At 59.8% G+C, this 14,141-nt stretch carries 15 protein-coding genes; 7 read left to right on the top strand and 8 right to left on the bottom strand.

Features of this window, described 5'->3' with window-relative positions; all coding sequences use genetic code 11:
- The 7 genes from trpA to purB all read right to left on the bottom strand — a co-directional run bounded on the left by trpA (position 1) and on the right by purB (position 5,404).
- Positions 1-783, bottom strand: a complete 783-nt coding sequence (trpA, locus tag FIU90_RS11460; protein WP_152434882.1) for a tryptophan synthase subunit alpha — start codon at positions 781-783, stop codon at positions 1-3.
- Positions 780-1,031 (bottom strand): hypothetical protein, encoded by a 252-nt coding sequence (locus FIU90_RS11455; RefSeq protein ID WP_152434881.1) that lies wholly within the window; start codon positions 1,029-1,031, stop codon positions 780-782. The genes trpA and FIU90_RS11455 overlap by 4 nt, the downstream gene beginning before the upstream one ends.
- The gene (trpB, locus tag FIU90_RS11450; protein ID WP_172970250.1) at positions 1,028-2,272 is read right to left on the bottom strand and encodes a tryptophan synthase subunit beta; all 1,245 of its coding nucleotides are present in this window, start codon (positions 2,270-2,272) and stop codon (positions 1,028-1,030) included. The genes FIU90_RS11455 and trpB overlap by 4 nt, the downstream gene beginning before the upstream one ends.
- A 7-nt stretch (positions 2,273-2,279) precedes the next feature.
- Positions 2,280-2,912, bottom strand: a complete 633-nt coding sequence (locus FIU90_RS11445; RefSeq protein WP_152434880.1) for a phosphoribosylanthranilate isomerase — start codon at positions 2,910-2,912, stop codon at positions 2,280-2,282.
- A gap of 10 nt (positions 2,913-2,922) precedes the next feature.
- Positions 2,923-3,597 (bottom strand): orotidine-5'-phosphate decarboxylase, encoded by a 675-nt coding sequence (gene pyrF, locus FIU90_RS11440; RefSeq protein ID WP_152434878.1) that lies wholly within the window; start codon positions 3,595-3,597, stop codon positions 2,923-2,925.
- Positions 3,594-4,001, bottom strand: coding sequence for a LapA family protein (locus FIU90_RS11435; protein WP_152434877.1), 408 nt, complete (start codon positions 3,999-4,001; stop codon positions 3,594-3,596). The genes pyrF and FIU90_RS11435 overlap by 4 nt, the downstream gene beginning before the upstream one ends.
- Positions 4,002-4,093: 92 nt before the next feature.
- A complete protein-coding gene (gene purB, locus FIU90_RS11430) occupies positions 4,094-5,404 on the bottom strand; it encodes an adenylosuccinate lyase (protein ID WP_152434875.1) in 1,311 nt (436 codons plus the stop codon).
- 133 nt (positions 5,405-5,537) lie between these two features.
- Between purB and FIU90_RS11425 the strand changes: the two genes are divergently transcribed.
- On the top strand, positions 5,538-7,712 hold the full coding sequence (locus FIU90_RS11425) for an FAD-dependent oxidoreductase (RefSeq protein WP_152434874.1): 2,175 nt from the start codon (positions 5,538-5,540) through the stop codon (positions 7,710-7,712).
- On the opposite strand, the gene radC is transcribed toward FIU90_RS11425, so the two are convergent.
- Positions 7,709-8,455: a DNA repair protein RadC gene (radC, locus tag FIU90_RS11420; protein WP_234029501.1), complete on the bottom strand. Its 747-nt coding sequence runs from the start codon at positions 8,453-8,455 to the stop codon at positions 7,709-7,711. The two genes, FIU90_RS11425 and radC, sit on opposite strands and share 4 nt — an antisense overlap.
- Before the next feature lie 74 nt (positions 8,456-8,529).
- Between radC and FIU90_RS11415 the strand changes: the two genes are divergently transcribed.
- The 6 genes from FIU90_RS11415 to FIU90_RS11390 all read left to right on the top strand — a co-directional run bounded on the left by FIU90_RS11415 (position 8,530) and on the right by FIU90_RS11390 (position 14,072).
- Entirely contained in the window at positions 8,530-11,787 is a 3,258-nt protein-coding gene (locus FIU90_RS11415; protein WP_152434873.1) for a YdbH domain-containing protein, read from the top strand.
- An 89-nt stretch (positions 11,788-11,876) separates the two neighbouring features.
- Positions 11,877-12,032, top strand: a complete 156-nt coding sequence (locus FIU90_RS11410; RefSeq protein ID WP_152434872.1) for a YnbE family lipoprotein — start codon at positions 11,877-11,879, stop codon at positions 12,030-12,032.
- Positions 12,033-12,071: 39 nt separating this feature from the next.
- Positions 12,072-12,464, top strand: a complete 393-nt coding sequence (locus FIU90_RS11405; protein WP_152434871.1) for a YdbL family protein — start codon at positions 12,072-12,074, stop codon at positions 12,462-12,464.
- A 163-nt stretch (positions 12,465-12,627) separates the two neighbouring features.
- Positions 12,628-12,963 carry an AtpZ/AtpI family protein gene (locus tag FIU90_RS11400; RefSeq protein WP_152434869.1) on the top strand — a complete coding sequence of 112 codons (336 nt, stop codon included), beginning with the start codon at positions 12,628-12,630 and terminating at the stop codon, positions 12,961-12,963.
- Between the two features lie 71 nt (positions 12,964-13,034).
- Positions 13,035-13,793, top strand: a complete 759-nt coding sequence (locus tag FIU90_RS11395; RefSeq protein ID WP_152435815.1) for a F0F1 ATP synthase subunit A — start codon at positions 13,035-13,037, stop codon at positions 13,791-13,793.
- Positions 13,794-13,844: 51 nt separating this feature from the next.
- Positions 13,845-14,072 (top strand): F0F1 ATP synthase subunit C, encoded by a 228-nt coding sequence (locus tag FIU90_RS11390; RefSeq protein ID WP_027442220.1) that lies wholly within the window; start codon positions 13,845-13,847, stop codon positions 14,070-14,072.
- Positions 14,073-14,141: the final 69 nt, after the last annotated feature.

Below are 14,141 nucleotides of genomic sequence, written 5' to 3'. Positions count from 1 at the left end.
TTAGGAGCGCGCTTGCTTGATTGCGGCGACCATTGCTGTTGTGAGCTCTTGTAGCTTGGCAGGCGCGTCGGTGCCAAATTCGCCGACGAGATCGACGAAGGCCGAGCCGACGACGACACCGTCGGCTACACGCGCGATTTCCGCAGCCTGTTCCGGAGTACGCACACCGAAACCGACCGCAACGGGCAGGTCGGTGTGCTGCTTTATGCGGCTGACATTGTATTCGATCGAGTCGATTGCCGCCTGCTGCTTGCCGGTAATCCCTGCAACGGAGACATAATAAACGAAGCCCTCCGAGCCATCGAGGACGCTCGGCAAGCGCTTCTCGTCCGTGGTGGGGGTGGCAAGGCGGATGGGAGCGATGCCCTCGGCGCGCAGGGCAGGGCCAAGCTCGGCGTCTTCCTCGGGCGGGATATCGACGCAGATCACGCCATCGACGCCCGCGCCGCGCGCATGTTCTGCAAACCATTCCGCTCCGCGCCGGATCATCGGGTTGGCATAGCCCATCAGCACCAGCGGGACGTCGGGATGCCGCGCGCGGAATTCGTTGGCGATCATCAGGACGGTCTGGGTGGTCGTGCCCTTGGCGAGACTGCGCAGATTGGCGGACTGGATCGCGGGGCCATCGGCCATCGGATCGGTGAAGGGCATGCCCAGCTCGATTACATCCGCGCCGCCTGCGACGAGGGCATCGAGATTGGCCGCCGTGTCGCCATCGCCAGCGGTGATGAAGGCGACGAACGCGGGATGCGGCTTGGAGAAGGCATGGGAGAGGCGGGTCATACTGGCAAATCTTTCTTAGAAAAGAGACCCCAAACTCCGCAAAGGCTCGCGATGATAAGCATCACGAACGGCACTCCGTCCCATTGAAATTCTTCGGCGCTGAGTGATTTTATCAAAATAATCACTGGTGAGACCAAAAGTCCAAGCCCAAAGCCCTTCAGTCCGCGCTTGAAACTAAAGGATCCGAGCATCCTTTCGGTGAATGACGGTTTTGCTCCCAAGATCGAACCTTTGCCGCGATCTTTCACGTCTCCACTCCTAGCTTCTCAGCCACGGTGAAGATGTCCTTGTCACCCCGTCCGCACAGATTCATCAGGATGATCTCGTTATCGCTCATCTGCTTGGCGCGGTTGGCGACTGCGGCTATGGCGTGCGACGGTTCGAGTGCGGGGATGATGCCTTCGGTGCGGCACAGCAGCTGGAAGCCCTCGAGCGCCTCGTTGTCGGTGACGGCGGTGTATTCGACCCGGCCCGTTTCCTTGAGCCATGCGTGCTCGGGCCCGATACCGGGATAATCGAGCCCTGCGCTGATCGAGTGGCCCTCGGTGATCTGGCCGTCCTCGTCCTGCAGCAGGTAGGTCTTGTTTCCATGGAGCACGCCTGGAGATCCGCCGAGCAAGCTTGCCGCGTGCTCGTCGCCATCGAGGCCGTGCCCTGCCGCTTCGACACCGAGCATCTTCACATGCGGATCGTCGAGGAAGGGGTGGAACAGTCCCAGCGCATTCGATCCGCCGCCGATACAGGCGACGAGGAGATCGGGCAGGCGGCCGACACGTTCGAGCATCTGTTCGCGCGCTTCCTTGCCGATGACGCTCTGGAAGTTGCGGACCATCTCCGGATAGGGATGCGGGCCTGCGGCCGTTCCGATGATGTAGAAGGTGTCGTGGACATTCGCGACCCAGTCGCGCAGCCCTTCGTTCATCGCGTCTTTCAGGGTCGCGCCGCCGCTGTGAACAGGGACGACTTCCGCGCCGAGCAGCTTCATGCGGAAGACATTGGGCGACTGCCGCTTCACGTCCTCTGCGCCCATGTAGATCACGCAAGGCAGGCCGAAGCGCGCGCACACGGTAGCGGTCGCGACGCCGTGCTGGCCCGCTCCGGTTTCTGCGATGATGCGCGTCTTGCCCATGCGCTTGGCGAGCAGGATCTGACCGATGCAATTGTTGATCTTGTGCGCGCCGGTGTGATTGAGCTCGTCGCGCTTGAACCAGACCTGCGCACCGCCGAGCGCTTCTGTCAGCCGTTCGGCAAAATAGAGCGGGGAGGGGCGGCCGACATAGTGCTTCATCAGGTCGTCGAACTCGGCTGCGAAAGCCGGATCGGCCTGCGCCGCGCGATATTCCTTTTCGAGATCGAGGATCAGCGGCATCAGCGTCTCGGCGACGAAACGACCGCCGAATTGGCCGAAATGCCCGCGCTCGTCCGGCATTTGCCTGAAACTGTTGGCGTCGGGCTGGGTGCGGAAAGAATTGGGAGTATTTTCGGTCATGGGATTCTCAAGCTTCGAGAGCCGCTTTGCAGAAGGCGCGGATCAAGTCCACATCCTTGACGCCCGGTGCGCTCTCAAGGCCCGAAGAGGCATCGACCAGTTCCGTACCGGTCTGGCGGATAGCCTCCGCGACATTTTCGGACGACAGACCGCCCGCAAGGCCCCAGGGGATGCGATGCTCGAACCCGGTGAGCAGATCCCAACGAAAGGTCTGGCCCGTGCCACCCGGTAGCGCCTGCGCCGGAGCGTCGAAAAGCAGCCGATCGACCAAACCTTCGAAGCGGCGCGATTTTTCGAGCGTTTGCGCATTCTTTACGCCCAGAGCTTTCCATGCCTCTACTCCTGTCTTTTCGCGAACGAGCGCGATCCATTCAGGCGTTTCATTGCCGTGGAACTGAACAACATCGGGCTTGACGAGATCGATAGCTTTTCCGGTGGTCTGGACATCGGCGTTGACCAGCAGCAGCACCGCCTTGACCGTTTCGGGCAATCGGGCGCGCAGTTTGGCAGCGTCGTCCAGCGAGAGGTGCCGCGGACTCTTCTCGAAATGGATGAGCCCGACATGGGTTGCGCCCGCATCGACGGCGGCGGCGAGGGTTTCGGGCGTCGAAAGCCCGCAAATCTTGATCTGGACTGACATTGATTTCGCCCTAGAGCGTTGCCTCTATTGCCCGCGCAGCCGCCTCTGGATCATCCGCGCGACTGATCGGGCGACCTATCACGAGCACGCTTGCGCCGTCGTCGCGTGCCTTGCGCGGCGTGACGACGCGTTTCTGGTCGCCGTTTCCGTTACCACCAGGCCGCAGGCCGGGCACCACGAAGAAGCCGTCCTTCCACTGGTCGCGCACGCTTCCGACTTCCTCGCCAGAGCATACGATTCCGTCGAGCCCCGCATCCTGCGCCAGTTCTGCAAGACGCATTACGTGATCATGCGGCGTGCCTCCAACGCCGGTGCGCCTGAGGTCGTTCTCATCGAGGCTCGTGAGCATTGTTACGGCGACGACCTTGCAGCCCTCCGCGGCCGCAGCCTTTGCATCTTCGAGCATCGCCCGCCCGCCGCTAGCATGCACCGTCACAATCGATGGTTCATAGACGTGTATGGCCTGCATTGCGCCTGCGACGGTGTTCGGGATGTCATGGAATTTGAGATCTAGGAAGATCGGCAGGCCCATGTGGGCTATTTCATGGACGCCATGCCCGCCATGCGCGCAGAAGAATTCCAGGCCGAGTTTGACTCCGCCGATATGCGCCTTGACCTTGCTCAGAAGCTCTTTCGCAGGGTCGATCTGCGGTACGTCGAGCGCAAGATAGACCGGGTTGCTCATGGCTTGTTCGTCTCAACCTGGTCCGAATGCGCCCCGTCTGCTGGCGTGAGGGTATCCCCAGCGCTTGCCGGGTTCTCCACGGGCTTATCCACAGGCGGCGGAGGGGCAGCCGGAGCTTCCCCGGTCGATGGCGCAACAGGCTCGTGACGCTGTGAAAGCGCATTCGATTTCAATGAGTTTTCAAGGCTTCGGATGCGCCTGTTGAGGCTCCACTTTACACTGCGGTGATAGAGCCACGTGGGTACGAGGCCGAGAAGGAAGGCGATGATCACCAGCGCGGGGACCTTCGTTTCCACCACCAGGTTATCCCAAAGCGTCACCTCGACCGGCTGCCAGTTGAAGAACGAAAATGTCAGCAGCGCCAGCAGGATAAGTATCCAGACGATGGTGCGAACAATCTGCATGGGCTTTCTATCCCCTTTGAATCCCGCGACTTGACACCAAGCCTAAGCTATTTGCGAGCTGAGTCTAGCGAAGGCGGTCAAATTGCCGGTTGTCAGCCAAACACCCGCTCGAAAACGGGATCGACATGTTTGAAGTGGTAGGCGAGATCGAATTTCTCTTCGAGTTCTTCGTTGGAAAGCACTGAGGTCACCTCCTCGTCAGCCTTGAGAAGCTCGAGCAGCGACAGCTTTCCGGAGGATTCCCACACCTTCATCGCGTTGCGCTGGACAAGTCGATAGGCATTGTCTCGCGTTACACCTGCCTGCGTAAGGGCGAGCAACACACGCTGCGAGTGGACGAGGCCTCCCATTGCGTCGAGATTCGCTTGCATGCGCTCTGGATAGACGAGCAACTTGTCGATTACGCCGGTCAGTCGTGCGAGCGCGAAGTCAAGCGTAATCGTCGCGTCGGGACCGATGAAACGCTCGACGCTGGAATGGGAGATGTCCCGCTCGTGCCAAAGCGCTACGTTTTCGAGCGCGGGCAGGGCGTAGGCACGAATCATGCGGGCTTGACCGGTAAGGTTTTCGGTCAGGATCGGGTTGCGCTTGTGCGGCATCGCGCTCGAACCCTTTTGACCCGGAGAGAAGTATTCCTCCGCTTCGAGAACTTCGGTGCGCTGAAGGTGGCGAACTTCGACCGCAAGCCGCTCGATCGAGGATGCGATCACAGCGAGCGTTGCGAAGAACATGGCGTGCCGGTCACGCGGGATCACTTGGGTCGACACCGGTTCGACCGCGAGACCAAGCTGCTCGGCCACGTATTCTTCGACCGAAGGATCGATGTTGGCGAAAGTACCGACCGCGCCAGAGATCGCGCAGGTGGCTATTTCCTTCCGCGCGGCCTTCAAGCGCTCAAGGTTCCGTTCGAACTCGACATAGGCCTGCGCAAGTTTAAGCCCGAAGGTTGTCGGCTCGGCGTGAATGCCGTGGCTGCGCCCGATCGTCGGCGTATATTTATGCTCTTCGGCCCGGCGCTTGAGCGCGGCAAGCAGCGCTTCCATGTCGTCGATCAGGATGGCCGATGCGCGGTCGAGCTGCACCGCAAGAGTGGTGTCGAGCACATCGCTGGAAGTCATTCCCTGGTGCATGAAGCGCGCTTCGGGGCCGACTTGTTCTGCCACCCAGTCGAGGAAGGCGATTACATCGTGCTTGAGAACCGCTTCCTTTGCATCGATCGCGGCGACGTCAATGCCCGGATCGGTCTGCCACCAATCCCACAGCGCCTTGGCGCCGCTTTCAGGCACCACGCCAAGCTCGGCAAGTTTTTGCGTCGCATGCGCTTCGATCAGGAACCAGATCTCGTATTTGGTTTCCGGCTCCCAGATCGCGGACATTTCAGGGCGGGCATAGCGGGGGACCATCGGTGGTATCCTGTAGCTAGGGTTGCGTTTGCGAGGCGGCTATTGCCCGCGCGCGCTCTTGGCAAGTGCGCAGGAAAGGTCTGTAACCAGAAGACAGCCGCGCGCGAACCACCGTGCAGGAGGATACCAGGCTATGGCGGGCACCGCGAAAGACGGGCGTGAGCTCTTGCAGGAAGAGCGATTGTCACCGTTCGTGCGCGTGACGCTGAGACGCTGGACGAAGTGGTATCTCGACGGGACAGAAACCTTCTGGCCGGTGACGGACATAGTCACGCGGGTTTTCATTGCGCTTTGGTTTTTGCGGTCAGGTCTGGTGAAGGCTGCTGATTGGGAGACGGCGCTCTACCTCGCGGCAAACGAGTATCCCGTGAGCTGGATGGAGCCCACGACCGCGGCGACACTTGGCCTCGGGATCGAGATCGTGGGACCGATCCTGTTGATTTTCGGCTTGTTCACGCGCCCTGCGGCAGCAGCGATGGCGGCTCTGACGATAATTAGCCAGGCAGTCTACGTCCCCACCACTACCAATCTGATCGTTAGCGCCATGCTGGTCTGGTATGTCTTCCATGGGCCGGCCAGGTTTTCCCTCGACAGGGTTCTTGCCTCCGGGATCAAATCGAGCGCTTTACCTCTCGGCAGGCAAATGGTCGTCGCAAGCGAATGGTCGCGTGAGAACCTGGCGCCCGTCATCATGGCGGCGATCCGTATCTGGATGGGTGTAACGCTGCTTGCCTATGCGGGTGTGATCGAGCCTTCGGTTGCGGTGCTGACATGGTTGCCGACCACCATTTTCTCCGGTTTTCCCGATTGGCTCGCGATTTTCTGGTCGATCTTTTTCTTCACCGGGTTCGGTGCGGTGGTCGTCTCCTACGGCCTGTTCTTCCTGATCGGTGCCTTCATGATCGCGGGCGCGCATCCCAATGTGACGTTGTTCCCGTTCCTGTTCCTTGCGCTTTACGAGGCTCGCGGGGCGGGGCCGTTTTCGGTCGACCGAGCGATCCTTGCGTGGTTGGAGGAGAACATACTCTTCGACCGGCACTATGCCGACATTCCCGACGACTGGCCGCATATCGTAGTTGTTGGTGCAGGTTTCGGAGGCCTCGCCGCGGTCGAGCGCCTTAAGCGCCTGCCGGTGCGCATCACATTGATTGACAAGCGCAACTATCACCTTTTCCAACCACTGCTTTACCAAATCGCGACGGCGACGCTGAACCCGGCGGATATCGCACTGCCGATCCGCAGCCTTTTCCGCGGTGACGGCAATGTCCGGGTTCTCAAAGGTGAAGTTAGTGCCATTGATCCCGAGGCGAAGACCGTCACGTACGGTGAGGACCGGATTATTCAATTCGACAAACTCGTACTCGCGACCGGTGCGACGCACAGCTATTTCGGCAAGGATGAATGGGGGGCTTTTGCCCCTGGTCTCAAGACAGTGGAGGACGGCGTGGCCGTGCGCGGATCGATCCTCAACGCCTTCGAACTTGCCGAAGCCAGCGACGATCCGGCCCGGATCGAACGACTGTTGACCTTCGTGATTGTTGGCGCGGGGCCGACGGGCGTCGAGTTGGCAGGAGCGATCGCCGAACTGGCGAAGATCAATGTGGCCCGCGAGTTTCGAACGGTCGATCCAGCGAGTGCGCGAGTGGTACTCGTGCAATCGGGTCCACGGATACTTCCGTCCTTTCCCGAGGAATTGTCGAACAAGGCAGCGGCATCACTCGAGGCGCTTGGGGTCGAAATTCGGACCGGGAGCCGGGTGACTGAAATCGCCGAGGAATACGTGCGGATTGGCGACGATGCCCGCATCGATACCGAAACCGTGCTTTGGGCGGCCGGTGTGACCGCTTCGCCTGCAGCACAGTGGCTTGGTGCCGAATCCGATCGCTCAGGCCGGGTTGAAGTGGACGAACACCTGAGGGTCAAAAGGCATCGCGATATCTTTGCCATCGGCGATACGGCGGGCAGCAATGCGTGGGATGGCAATCCTGTGCCAGGTCTCGCTCCGGCAGCAAAGCAGGCAGGCGCCTACGTCTCACGTCTGGTCGAAGCGGAATTGCTAGGGAAGAAATGTCCCGGTCCTTTCACCTACAGGCATCAGGGCAGCCTTGCGACGATCGGGCGCAAAGCTGCGGTCGCCGATTTCGGTTCGGTTAAACTGTCGGGCGGGTTGGCATGGTGGCTCTGGGGCATTGTCCATGTCGGCTTTCTGTCTGGCGCGCGCAACCGGTTGACGGTCGTGATCAACTGGGCCTGGAGCTTCTTTGCACAGCATTCCGGTGTGCGTCTGATTACGGAAAAGCAGTCCTAAATCAGCCCCTTGGCTCGCAAACTTACGTGACCCTCACGTCCCACGATCACGTGATCGTGGACTGTGATGCCGAGCAGCCGCCCGGCTTCCGCGATTTTCTGTGTGATCTGGATGTCTGCCCTGCTGGGCTCGGGGCTGCCACTCGGATGGTTGTGCACCAGAATCAATGCCGTCGCCCCGACATCCATCGCTCGGCGAATGACCTCACGCGGATGGATTGCGGCTTCGTCGATCGAACCGTCGCCCACATGATGGTCGTCGATCAGCCGGTTTCGCGTATCGAGATAGAGTACCCGAACGCGCTCGACCGTGAGGTGCGCCATGTCGATTGCGAGGTAATCGAGCAGCGCCTGCCAGCTCGATAGGACGGGCTTTTGGGTGACCTCGCTGCGAGCCATGCGGCGCGCTGCGATCGCGACGCTTTTCAGGGCTGCTGCGCTCGTTTCTCCGACTCCCTTTACCCGCTGGAGCGCCTTGGGATCGGCATTGAGTACGCCAGCCAGCGAGCCGAAGTGTTTCAGCAATTCCTTGGCGACTGGCTTGGTATCGCCCTGCTTGATCGCGGCGAAAAGCAGGTATTCGAGAACCTCGTAATCAGCGAGCGCTTCAGCCCCGCCTTTGAGCATTCGCTCGCGCAGGCGGGCACGGTGGCCGATACCTGCCTGCTTACCGGAATCCGAACGATTTGAGGAGTTTGCCGCATCGGCTGCTGCAAAATCGAAAGAATTGTCAGATTCTGGCAATCCGCCCCCCGGCAAAGCAATTTCCCTTATGCTTCATTGCCTTTGGCAAGCGTTCGGCGCAAGTGGGAGAGACGATGGTCGCCACCGAGCAGTACGTTCTGGAGAATGATGACGCCCCCGGGCGCTCGGGCTTATGGCCTTCCCGCTGGCGCTGGCGGATCAGCCTCGGTATGCTGCTGGTCATTCTCGCCGTGCTCATTGGCGCGTGGTTCAGCCGCGAGCAGATTGCTGGGCTGGTGATCGAAGACCTTCTCGAACAATACGATCTCGAGGCGAGCTACGACATCGTTTCCATCGACCCGCAGCGTCAGGTTATCGCCAACCTGGTCATCGGCGACCCGGACCGTCCCAATTTCACCGCCGAGCAGGTGACGGTCAATCTGGACTACGGGTTTCGCTCGCCGTCGGTTGAAGGGGTCTCACTGGTCAAGCCGCGCCTCTACGGCACCTATCTCGAAGGCGAGCTGAGTTTCGGCAGCCTTGATCCGTTGATCTTCACAGACAGCGACGGGCCAGCTGCACTCCCCGAAATGGACGTCTTCATTGAGGACGGTCGCGCGCTCATCGAAAGCGATTACGGCGCTATCGCCGCCAAGCTCAATGGTAGAGGGCCGCTCGACGACGGTTTCGCTGGCGAGTTGGCTTTGACAGCACCGGGTATTGGTAATGAGACGTGCTCGGCACGCGAGGCGACTGCATACGGTGACTTGGCGACATCGGCGGGCTCACTGTCGTTCGACGGACCGCTCCGGCTGAGGAAACTCGAGTGCGAAGGCGCACGGGTCGCCAGTGCCTATATCGGTGCCTCCCTTGCTGTTTCCAAGGACTTCACCGTAGTCGACGGCGATCTCGACCTCAGGGGCCAGCGGATAGCCTATTCCGGCAACTCGCTCGCACAACTCGCGGGCGAGGTAGAATTCGGCTGGAGCGAACGCGGGCTAAATCTCGATCATAACCTGACAGGCGAAACGCTCGCGACCGCCTACGCGACTATCGGTCGAATTGCTGCGGACGGATCCTTCCGAGCCGATCCGTCCTTCGAGCGCAGCGAGTGGCGTGTTGGTCTCTCGGGCGAAGACCTGAACATGGCAAGCGATGCGTCGGCACCACTCGCGAGTGCGCGCGACGCAAGCGAAGGCACTTTCTTGGCACCCTTGCTCGCGAAATTCGATCGCTCGCTGGCGCAGGCTCTCTCCGGTGGAAGGCTCGAGGCAGACGCGATGGTCCGCACCGGAGATGCCGGTTTGCGGGTGCTTCTCCCCGAGGCCCGGGTGGCGGGAGCCAATGACGATATGATCCTCGCGCTATCGCGAGTCGCCTGGGCGAACGTTGAGCAAGGCACACGGATCACCGGCAACTTCATAACTGGCGGCGAGGGGCTGCCCCAGATCACCGGACGGATGGAGCAGTCGCCCGGAGGATCTTTCGCTCTCCGAGCGACGATGGAAGAATACGCTGTGGGTGCGGATCGCATTGCGATCCCGCGAATGCAGGTTCGCAAAGATCGCTCCGGAAGTCTCAATTTCGTCGGCCTCGTGCGGGCAAGTGGCGCTTTACCCGGGGGAAGCGTGCGCGATCTTGATATTCCGCTCGAAGGCGCATGGGGCGACAATGGGCTAGTGATTGGGCAGCGCTGTAGCGAAATGCGGTTCGAGTCGCTCGCCATTGCCCAGCTTTCTCTTCGCGCCCAGCGATTGGCGCTTTGTCCGCAGTCTGGCGGGTCGATGGTCCGGTACGACGATGCGCTGCGCATTAAAATCGAAACTCGTTCTCTCACGTTAGCTGGGGAGCTTGCTGATTCTCCGGCATCGCTCTCGGCCGGTGCGGCTTCAATCAATTACCCCGGCGGGTTTAAGCTCGAGGAATTCTCGGCGACGATCGGGACCGGGGGGAGCGCTGTAAGGCTAACCGCTGCTCAACTCGATGGCACCTTTGATGAAGCTGTCGGCGGCACCTTTACCGGCGGAACGGCGCAGCTCGATCTTGTGCCGCTAGACTTGGCTGAAATGGCCGGAAACTGGGCCTACGTCGGCGACACGGTGGTCGTTGAGGAGGGCGCATTCGTACTGACCGAGAGGTTAGATGGCGTCGAGGTGACCGAAGCGCGGTTCGAGCCACTTATCGCAAACGATGCGACTCTCACGCTTTCCGGCGAAACGATTAGCGCCAAAGCGGATCTGCTCAACCCGGGCTCGATGCGGCTCGTAACGCGCGTCGACGTGATCCATGACCTTGCAACTGGTAATGGCCGCGCGGGGATCGATTTTCCCGGATTGCTCTTCGATGAGAAACTTGCACCGGAGGACGTGAGTATTCTCGCGAAGGGCGTAATCGCGTTTGCGAACGGGACGATTTCGGGTCGCGGGGAAGTCCTCTGGACCGATGGTGATGTCGATAGCAAAGGTACTTTTTCGACCGACGGCCTGGACCTTGCGGCGACATTCGGCCCCATCGATGGGCTCAGAGGTTCGATCGCATTCACCGATCTCATCAATTTGACTACCGCGCCCGGTCAGGTGCTCGAAATCGCGGCTCTCAATCCCGGGATCGAAGTTCTGGAGGGCCGCGTCGAATACTCGATGACCGGCGGTGAGTTGATCGCTGTCGAAGATGCGCGCTGGCCATTCATGGGCGGCACGCTGATCCTGCGCCCGGTGAAGATCGAATACGGTTCTCCCGGCCCGCAGCGTTACGTGTTCGAGATGGTTGGCCTCGATGCCGAGGTTTTCGTCGCCCAGATGGAGCTGAGCAATATCGGTGCGAGCGGCATCTTCGATGGCACAGTCCCGATCGTTTTCGACAGCGAAGGCAACGGGACTATCGAGGGTGGTCTGTTGATCTCCCGACCACCGGGCGGCAACGTCTCCTATGTCGGAGAGCTAACTTATGAAGATATGGGCGCGATGGCGAACTTCGCGTTCCAGTCGTTGCGCTCACTCGATTACAACCAGATGATGGTCGGGCTGGACGGAAGCCTCGCCGGCGAGATTATCACCAACTTCCGCATTGATGGCGTAAGGCAGGGGGAAGGCGCGAGTCGCAATTTTGTCACGCGCCAGCTCGCCAAGCTGCCGATCCGCTTCAACATCAGCGTACGTTCGCACAACTTCTACGAACTTTCGACCGTGGTGCGGTCTTATTTCGACCCGTCCTATCTTTCCAATCCGACCACCCGAGGATTTAGGTTCGAGGATGGAAGGTTGGTTCCGATCAGTCCTTTCGCCGAACCACAGCTGCCGGATAACCCCGATGACGGCTCCTCCAATCCTGAAGAAATTCGGCGCGACGATGAACCCGCCGTTCAACCTCCAGAAAGCGATAACTTGCAATGACCCAAGCGAAATTGACCGGACTCCGCTGTCCTGACAAAACATGTCATTATTCAGGAGCGGGGTGGATGATAGTCAGGGCCGGTATGGGAATGTTGGGTTTGGCGATGCTGGGTGGATGCATCAGCGTCGAAGCGCCCGATGAGCCGATCGTGATCGAGCTCAACATCAATATTCGGCAGGAAGTGATTTACCGATTGGCTGAAGACGCCGCCAACACGATTGAGGAAAACGCGGATATATTCTGATTTGCAGAATCGTGATCTTGCTTGAGGGATTGGACGACAATGACAAAACTACGCAATCTCGCCGTAATCGCTGCCGCCGGTGCGGCGACGCTCGCTGTTTTCACAGCGCCAGCCCACGCGCAGCGCGATCCCGCTTACGCTGCTGCGCGTGCTGCGGGCTTGGTTGGCGAGAAGACGGATGGATATCTCGGCATCGTTGGTGAAGCGACGCCCGCACTTCAGCGGCTGGTAGACGATATCAATATCAAGCGCCGCGCGGTTTATGCCGACAAAGCACGGGAAAACCGTGCCACTATCGAGGAATACGCCTTTTCGGTCGGCTGCCAGACGATTCTTTTGCGTGTGAAGCCGGGCGAAAAGTACCAGGCACCCGATGGCACCTGGCTTACACGTACGAGCGAGCCGCCCATACGCGATCCACGCTGTCCGTAGCGGCATTGCATGTGAGGGAGATTGAGGGACGCTTCCCTCAACACTTCGTGCGCCAATTACACCTCTCTCACGGTTGACTCGAATATGACCCCCTTCTAAGGGAGCGGCGCCCTCGGCGGGCACTTCTTTGCGTGTGCCTCGTAACCCTTAAACGGAAGCTGGCATGAGCGACGAAAAGCCTGCACGAGAACCCATCGCTGAGGATGCGCGGATCGATGCGCTCGAAAAGCGGCTGAAGGCCGCACGCGAGCGCGAAGACGAACGCAACCGACCGAAGATCAAGGGGGCCGACGCGAATTATCGCAGCGGCAACCGGGTGCTTGCGGACCTGCTCGGTGGGATTTTCGGAGGCTTGGTCATTGGCGGTGCGTTTGACGCGCTGGTCGGGACCACGCCCTGGGGTCTGTTGGTCGGCCTGTTTCTCGGAATAGGTGTCGCCTTCAGGAACATTATTCGAGCGGCGAATGCGCGTCCTGACGATCCCAATACGGATCAATAAGCGGCGCGCGTTGCGCAAATGGCATTAGGGACCGACACAAAGTGGCAGCCGAAGCAGGCAAAGTCGATCCGATGAAACAGTTCCAAATCGAGCCTCTTTTTGGCTTGAAAGAATGGGATCTGGCGGGTTTCAACATCGTATTCACCAATTCCGCGCTGTGGATGGCGATCACCGTCGTCCTGTTGTGGATCTTCGTCTTTGGCGGCATGAAGCGCGAGCTTGTGCCGGGGCGCTGGCAGATGGCGGTGGAAACCTTCACCAGCTTCATCGACGACATGCTCGAAGCGAATGTCGGCAAGGAAGGGCGCAAATATGTGCCCTATATTTTCAGCCTGTTCATGTTCATCCTGTTTGCCAACCTGCTCGGCCTGCTGCCGATCGGCGTTCTTGGCCTGCATCCATTCACGTTCACCAGCCACTTCACTGTGACTGGGGTTCTTGCGATCCTTTCGTTCTCCATCGTTCTGATCGTCGGTTTCTGGAAGCATGGGATCAAGTTCTTCTCTCTCTTCGTGCCGCACGGGACGCCCGCGCCGATGGTCTTGCCCATCGCGCTGATCGAGTTTTTCTCGTTCATGATCCGTCCTTTCAGTCTCGCGCTGCGTCTTTTCGTGGCGATGATGGCCGGTCACGTATTGCTCAAAGTGTTGTCGAGCTTCGTCATCGACGGATTCAACGCGGGTGTAGGCACCAGCCTCATCGTAGCGCTGCCCAGCTTTGCGCTTATGGTTGCTATCAGCGCGCTCGAAATCCTGGTCGCAGGCATTCAGGCATACGTCTTTGCACTGCTTACGTCGCTTTACATTAACGACGCCGAGCACCTTCACTGAGTTTTACACATTTCCATTCCAACAGTTTTGATTTTCTAAGGAGTTTATAAAATGGAAGCAGAAGCAGCCAAGCTCGTGGGCGCAGGCCTCGCAGCCATCGGTGCCGGTATGGCAGCCATCGGCGTGGGTAACGTCTTCGGATCGTTCCTCGAGAGCGCCCTGCGTAACCCGGGAGCAGCAGACGGCCAGCAGGGCCGCCTGTTCATCGGCTTCGCCGCGGCCGAACTTCTCGGCCTGCTGGCGTTCGTCGTCGCGATGATCCTGATCTTCGTCGCCTAACAATCTTGATATGTCGGGCTGGCGGGCATGTGCGCTCGCCGGCCCGTCAGTTTTCTCATTCAAGTAAGC

The sequence above is a fragment of the Erythrobacter sp. THAF29 genome (genome assembly GCF_009363635.1).
Taxonomy (GTDB): domain Bacteria; phylum Pseudomonadota; class Alphaproteobacteria; order Sphingomonadales; family Sphingomonadaceae; genus Erythrobacter.
Note: the sequence above shows the minus strand (reverse complement) of the source record. Positions and strands in the feature narration are given on the sequence as shown.

Excerpts from the sequence above, each read along its gene's own strand:
- trpA (WP_152434882.1), bottom strand. The coding sequence starts at position 783 with ATGACCCGCCTCTCCCATGCCTTCTCCAAGCCGCATCCCGCGTTCGTC.
- trpB (WP_172970250.1), bottom strand. The coding sequence starts at position 2,272 with ATGACCGAAAATACTCCCAATTCTTTCCGCACCCAGCCCGACGCCAAC.
- FIU90_RS11445 (WP_152434880.1), bottom strand. The coding sequence starts at position 2,912 with ATGTCAGTCCAGATCAAGATTTGCGGGCTTTCGACGCCCGAAACCCTC.
- pyrF (WP_152434878.1), bottom strand. The coding sequence starts at position 3,597 with ATGAGCAACCCGGTCTATCTTGCGCTCGACGTACCGCAGATCGACCCT.
- FIU90_RS11435 (WP_152434877.1), bottom strand. The coding sequence starts at position 4,001 with ATGCAGATTGTTCGCACCATCGTCTGGATACTTATCCTGCTGGCGCTG.
- purB (WP_152434875.1), bottom strand. The coding sequence starts at position 5,404 with ATGGTCCCCCGCTATGCCCGCCCTGAAATGTCCGCGATCTGGGAGCCG.
- FIU90_RS11425 (WP_152434874.1), top strand. The coding sequence starts at position 5,538 with ATGGCGGGCACCGCGAAAGACGGGCGTGAGCTCTTGCAGGAAGAGCGA.
- FIU90_RS11415 (WP_152434873.1), top strand. The coding sequence starts at position 8,530 with ATGGTCGCCACCGAGCAGTACGTTCTGGAGAATGATGACGCCCCCGGG.
- FIU90_RS11410 (WP_152434872.1), top strand. The coding sequence starts at position 11,877 with ATGTTGGGTTTGGCGATGCTGGGTGGATGCATCAGCGTCGAAGCGCCC.
- FIU90_RS11405 (WP_152434871.1), top strand. The coding sequence starts at position 12,072 with ATGACAAAACTACGCAATCTCGCCGTAATCGCTGCCGCCGGTGCGGCG.
- FIU90_RS11400 (WP_152434869.1), top strand. The coding sequence starts at position 12,628 with ATGAGCGACGAAAAGCCTGCACGAGAACCCATCGCTGAGGATGCGCGG.
- FIU90_RS11395 (WP_152435815.1), top strand. The coding sequence starts at position 13,035 with ATGAAACAGTTCCAAATCGAGCCTCTTTTTGGCTTGAAAGAATGGGAT.
- FIU90_RS11390 (WP_027442220.1), top strand. The coding sequence starts at position 13,845 with ATGGAAGCAGAAGCAGCCAAGCTCGTGGGCGCAGGCCTCGCAGCCATC.